7 protein-coding genes are annotated in these 5,422 nt (G+C 68.6%); 5 read left to right on the forward strand and 2 right to left on the reverse strand.

The genetic code is table 11. From position 1 onward, the window contains the following. Positions 1-276 precede the first annotated feature (276 nt). Positions 277-2,046, forward strand: coding sequence for a proteasome ATPase (arc, locus tag ACWGL3_RS30650; protein ID WP_267945338.1), 1,770 nt, complete (start codon positions 277-279; stop codon positions 2,044-2,046). Between the two features lie 103 nt (positions 2,047-2,149). Here arc and ACWGL3_RS30655 read toward each other — a convergent pair whose 3' ends face one another. Next, a complete protein-coding gene (locus ACWGL3_RS30655) occupies positions 2,150-2,758 on the reverse strand; it encodes a TetR/AcrR family transcriptional regulator (RefSeq protein ID WP_267945337.1) in 609 nt (202 codons plus the stop codon). Between the two features lie 146 nt (positions 2,759-2,904). Between ACWGL3_RS30655 and ACWGL3_RS30660 the strand changes: the two genes are divergently transcribed. Continuing rightward, positions 2,905-3,126, forward strand: a complete 222-nt coding sequence (locus tag ACWGL3_RS30660) for a hypothetical protein (protein ID WP_267945336.1) — start codon at positions 2,905-2,907, stop codon at positions 3,124-3,126. A gap of 99 nt (positions 3,127-3,225) precedes the next feature. Then, positions 3,226-3,417: a hypothetical protein gene (locus ACWGL3_RS30665; protein ID WP_267945335.1), complete on the forward strand. Its 192-nt coding sequence runs from the start codon at positions 3,226-3,228 to the stop codon at positions 3,415-3,417. A gap of 445 nt (positions 3,418-3,862) precedes the next feature. Here ACWGL3_RS30665 and ACWGL3_RS30670 read toward each other — a convergent pair whose 3' ends face one another. After that, a complete protein-coding gene (locus ACWGL3_RS30670) occupies positions 3,863-4,114 on the reverse strand; it encodes a hypothetical protein (RefSeq protein ID WP_267945334.1) in 252 nt (83 codons plus the stop codon). Positions 4,115-4,696: 582 nt separating this feature from the next. On the opposite strand from ACWGL3_RS30670, the gene ACWGL3_RS30675 reads away from it, so the two are divergent. Together ACWGL3_RS30675 and ACWGL3_RS30680 are read left to right on the forward strand one after the other, a co-directional pair. Then, the gene (locus ACWGL3_RS30675; RefSeq protein WP_267945333.1) at positions 4,697-4,990 is read left to right on the forward strand and encodes a hypothetical protein; all 294 of its coding nucleotides are present in this window, start codon (positions 4,697-4,699) and stop codon (positions 4,988-4,990) included. 146 nt (positions 4,991-5,136) lie between these two features. Further along, a complete protein-coding gene (locus ACWGL3_RS30680; protein WP_267945332.1) occupies positions 5,137-5,385 on the forward strand; it encodes a hypothetical protein in 249 nt (82 codons plus the stop codon). Positions 5,386-5,422 lie beyond the last annotated feature (37 nt).

Raw genomic sequence — 5,422 nt, forward strand, 5'->3', positions numbered from 1 at the left:
AGGCCCGTCCGGAACACCCGGGCGGGCCTCGCGCGTGTCCGGGGCCGCGGCCCCGCCCCTGCGGCCGACCCCCGTCCGAGGTCCTCCGGGGGGAGACCTTCCTTGCCCGGGCCCGGCACGGAGGTTACTTTCTGATTACGTCGGGTCATCCGCTATCACTGTGACCTGGTGTAACGCAAGAGTTCAAAATGAGTCCTACGACACTCCCCACGGCAGACAGGTTAGGAAATGGGCAGGGGTAGGTAGGCTCCGAGTAGTCATACTTCTCCTAGGGAGGTGGCGGACGTGGCCGAGCGCGACGACGAGCGTCAGAGCGACCGGGACCGTGAAGTCGCTGAACTCACGGCTCAGGTCTCCTACATGGAAAAGGAACTCAGCGTGGTTCGGCGCAAGCTCGCCGACTCGCCCCGACATGTACGCCTGCTGGAGGAGCGGCTGAGGGAGGCCCAGGCCAACCTCGCCGCTGCCAACGGCCAGAACGAACGGATCGTCTCCACGCTGAAGGAGGCGCGCGAGCAGATCGTGGCGCTGAAGGAGGAGGTCGACCGGCTGGCGCAGCCGCCGTCCGGATTCGGCGTCTACCTCGGTTCACGTGACGACGAGACCGTCGAGATCTTCACCAACGGCCGCAAGATGCGTGTCAACGTCAGTCCCTCGGTGGACCTCGAGAGCCTGCGCCCCGGCCAGGAGGTCATGCTCAACGAGGCCTTCAACGTCGTCGAGGTCGAGTCCTTCGAGACCGTCGGCGAGGTCGTCATGCTCAAGGAGCTCCTCGAGGACGGCGAACGCGCCCTGGTGATCTCCCACCACGACGAGGAGCGGATCGTCCGCCTGGCCGAACCGCTGCGCGACGAGCCGATCCGCCCCGGCGACTCCCTGCTGCTGGAGCCGCGTTCGGGCTACGTGTACGAGCGGATCCCCAAGTCGGAGGTCGAGGAGCTCATCCTCGAAGAGGTCCCCGACATCGCCTACACCGACATCGGCGGCCTGTCCGGGCAGATCGAGATGATCCGCGACGCCGTCGAGCTGCCCTACCTCTACAAGGAGCTGTTCTACGAGCACAAGCTGCGCCCGCCCAAGGGCGTCCTCCTGTACGGCCCTCCAGGCTGCGGCAAGACGCTCATCGCCAAGGCGGTCGCCAACTCGCTGGCCAAACAGGTCGCCGAGCGCACCGGCCGCGACGTCGGCAAGAGCTTCTTCCTCAACATCAAGGGCCCGGAGCTGCTGAACAAGTACGTGGGCGAGACCGAGCGGCACATCCGCCTGGTCTTCCAACGTGCCCGTGAGAAAGCCTCCGAGGGCACCCCCGTCATCGTCTTCTTCGACGAGATGGACTCGATCTTCCGGACCCGCGGATCGGGTGTGTCCTCCGACGTGGAGAACACGATCGTTCCGCAGCTCCTCAGCGAGATCGACGGCGTCGAGGGCCTGGAGAACGTCATCGTCATCGGCGCCTCCAACCGCGAGGACATGATCGACCCGGCGATCCTGCGGCCCGGCCGCCTGGACGTCAAGATCAAGATCGAGCGGCCCGACGCCGAGGCGGCCCGCGACATCTTCGGCAAGTACATCACCGAGGACCTGCCGCTGCACGAGGAGGACCTCGTCGAGCACGGCGGATCGACCAAGGCCACGGTGGACGCCATGATCCAGCGGGTCGTGGAGCGGATGTACACCGAGGGCGAGGAGAACCGCTTCCTGGAGGTCACCTACGCCAACGGTGACAAGGAGGTCCTGTACTTCAAGGACTTCAACTCCGGCGCGATGATCGAGAACATCGTCTCCAGGGCCAAGAAGATGGCCATCAAGGACTTCATCGACCAGCAGTCCAGGGGCATCCGGGTGTCGCACCTGCTGCAGGCCTGCGTCGACGAGTTCAGCGAGAACGAGGACCTGCCCAACACCACCAACCCCGACGACTGGGCGCGGATCTCCGGCAAGAAGGGCGAGCGCATCGTCTACATCCGGACCCTCGTGACCGGCAAGAAGGGCGCGGACGCGGGCCGCTCCATCGACACCGTCGCCAACACGGGCCAGTACCTGTAACAACGCGCCTGCCACGCGCTCGGAGGGGGCCGACCGGATGTTCCGGTCGGCCCCCTTTCGCGTCGGTTGTCGCCGGGCCCCGTGATGGCGGGGTGATGGCTGTTCAGCCGAGTGAGGGCGCGAACACGCCGTCGAGCCGGTGCTCGATCAGCTCCACGGCCTGCTCGGGACTGTGCTGACCGAGCAGGACGCTGGTCTGCAGGCCGATGGCGCCCGCCACCAGGAACGCGCTCTCGGCCTCGGTGTCGACCTCCGGCGGCACCTCGCCGGACTGCCGGCCCTGGTCGAGCAGACCGGACACGAGGTCCTCCAGGGCGCGTGGTGAGTCGCGGGCCGCGGAGGCCAGGGCGGGATCGGTGACGAAGGGGATGAAGTAGGCGGCGTACACCAGGTGCCGGGTGCGGCGCTCCTCGTCCAGCGGGAGCAGCTCCCACAGCACCCCGCGCACGAGCGCGCGCATGCCGGGGGCCTCGCCCAGCTCGGCCAGGCGTTGCCCGGCCCGCTGCTCGGCGTCGGCGTTGAGGATCTCCAGCGCTCCCAGCAGCAGGCGGTCGCGGGTGCCGAAGTAGTACTGCAGCAGCCGGGCGGAGACCTCGGCCTCGGTGGCGACCTGGCGCAGGGTGACGTGTTCGAGTCCGCCCCTTGTGGCCAGGCGCCACACCGCCTGGGCGATCTGGCGACGGCGCAGGTCGTGGTCCACCTGTCGGGGCATGGCGGTTCTCCTCGGAGTCGCGTGCGGCGGACGCATTTTCGTGGTGCGATCGTACCAAAGCCGTGTTATGGTTCGATCGAACCATAAAGAGACGTGCGTCGGAGGCCCCGGTCCCGGTTCCGCGCGTGCCAGAGGGAGGGCGAACGATGGTGTATGTGGCGTGCCTGGTCGTGGGGCTGGTGATGCTGGTTCTGGGGGTGCAGGGAGGTATCCGGCTGCTGGCCGACCACGGTGAGGCCGGAATTCTCCACCAGGTGCCAGGGGGGTTCGGGGTGTGGCTCGCCTGCTACGCGGCGATGGCGGTTCTCGGCCTCGTCCTGGCCGGTTGGGGCTCGGGAAGGGCCAGGCGGTCCGGGCGCGCCAGGTGAGCGGTCGCCGTGCGCCGCGGCCCACGGCACCTCGCCCCCGGCCGACCGATTGGACGGAACGGTCTTCCTCCACCATTTCCCGAGCGGTACTTTGCGTGCATGAGCGAACAGAAGAAGCCCTCCGCCGTGGAGAACACGCTCGGGGAGACCGGCCCCGGGGCCCACCTCACCCGGCTCGGCCACATCGGCGCCCCTGCGGAGGGCGGGACGGTCCGCAACACCATCGGCAAGGTTTCCGGGAACGCGAAGGTGGTCCAGGCGGGGGACATCGTGGGCGACCTCCACCTGTGATCCGCCCCGGCTCGACGGAGGAGAACGACCTCGCCCCGACACCGCCCGGCGAACCCGCGTGTGACGCTCCACAACGCGCACGGGCGGCCCTGGAAGACCTTTCCGGGGCCGCCATCGCGTTCACGTGATGTGCGCATAGGCGAGCCGTAGACGCTGGCACGGCTCGGCCGAAGAGTTCGGTGGTGACGTGAGGGGGTGAGTTGTTCGGAACACCCTTCTCGCAGGGAGATCCGCGCTCAGCGGTGGCGGGCGGTGGCCAGGCCGGTGTGGGTGGCGCAGCAGGTGAGGACGTCGGTCCGGAGCCCGGGCCGGCGGTCCGGGGAGCGCGGTCCATGGTCTGCGCCGCTCCCGCAGCGCAGCACGGGACACCCCTGACCCCCGGCACGGGAGAGCCCTTCCGACGCGGTCGTCGGAAGGGCCCGTCCGTCTTCGGTCACCGACCGGGTCAGTGTGCTCCGCTGATCGTGCTCGAGGAACCCGCCCCGTGCTTGCCCGCGTGCGTACAGGACTTCGAGTACCAGGACTTGCCGTCCTTTGCCTTGGACTGCACTTCGCAGTGGTGGGCGCCCTTGGGCCCGGCCGAGCTGGACTCCGACCCGTAGTAGGCGTCGGCCATCGACACCGCAGGGGCTCCGAAGGCCAGAGCGGGAGCGATGGCGGCGATGAGTGCGAAGCGGCGCAGGGTCTTCTTCGGCATGCTGGCTGTGTCCTCTCACGGAAGGTCCGGCTCGGCGCCGGACCCGCTCAGGCCCTTCCCCCGCGGCCACGTCGACGTGGCGGGGTCCCGGACCTCGTCCAGGTCCCACACTGCGGTCCGGGCACACCAACAAAGAACCCCAGCTGTTCCCATATACGCCCAAGCCGCTCGTGGAGCACCCGGTCGTCTGGAGCCGAGGCCGCTCCTTGCACTCGTCCGGTCGGCTGAGACGGCGAGGTGCGGACAGCATCGTTTCGCCGCTGAGCGGACGGACCGGCCGAGCGGAGGCGCCGGGTGACCCGGGGTCGTTTTCCGTGGGTCGGGGCTGGGCGGATGTGTCCGCCACCCGGTGCCGGGCCGGATACACCACGCGGAGGGTAGGGACGACGTCCGGAGGAGCAAGGGCGGGCCAAGACATGGCCACAACTACTTTAAGTTAGCATTTGAATACTCAGGGTTGCCAATTGGTTGGTGTGGATATTTATTGCGTGGGGCCGGACACCGACTCCGACCCCCGCACACGGTTCCTGTGACATGTCACCCCACGGGTGGCCTGCCAGGCCCTACCGAGAGGACACACCCTTGGACCGCAAGACCGTGACCCGCCTTGCCTTCGCCGCTGTCGTCGCGCCCGCTCTCGCCTTCGGCGCTCCGACCGCGGCCGTGGCCGACTCCTTCTTCGCGACCGGCCACACCGAGGCCGGTCTCCACGGCGCCTCGCAGAGCGCTGTCGTCGCCTTCGCCACGGACGGCCGCCACGAGAACGGCGAGGGCGGCCACGAAGGCGGCAAGAGCGGCAGCTTCTACATCGAGAAGCACAGCGAGGCCGGTCCCAAGGGCGCCTCCGAGGGCGGCGCCGTCAGCGCCGTCGGCTAGGACGCTCCAGGGGAGCCCGCGGTGACACACCCGCGGGCTCATGAGGACCACAGCCCACAGCCCGAATACGGGTGAGCCCTGGCGCGGTGGTGGTTCCCCCACCGGACCAGGGCCGTTTCCACCTCTGAACACGATAGGCAGGATCGATGGTTCTCTCATACCGTGCCCTGGCCGTGACGGTCCTGGCACTCGGCCTCACCCTGGGCGCGCCTGCGGTGGCCTCGGCCGACGCCCGCTTCCAGAGCCTGGACCATTTTTCCGGGCCGGAAGGGGCCGGCATCACGATGATCCGCAGCGTGGCCGCCGACGACGGAACGGTCGTCTACGAGATGGTGACCTACTTCGCGGGTCCGCACGGCGCCGGGATGAGCCGCACCTTCAGCTCCGCGAACTGACGTCGAGCACGAAGCCCGGTCCCCCGCGGCCACGACG

It is taken from the genome of Nocardiopsis sp. NPDC055824, assembly GCF_053616335.1.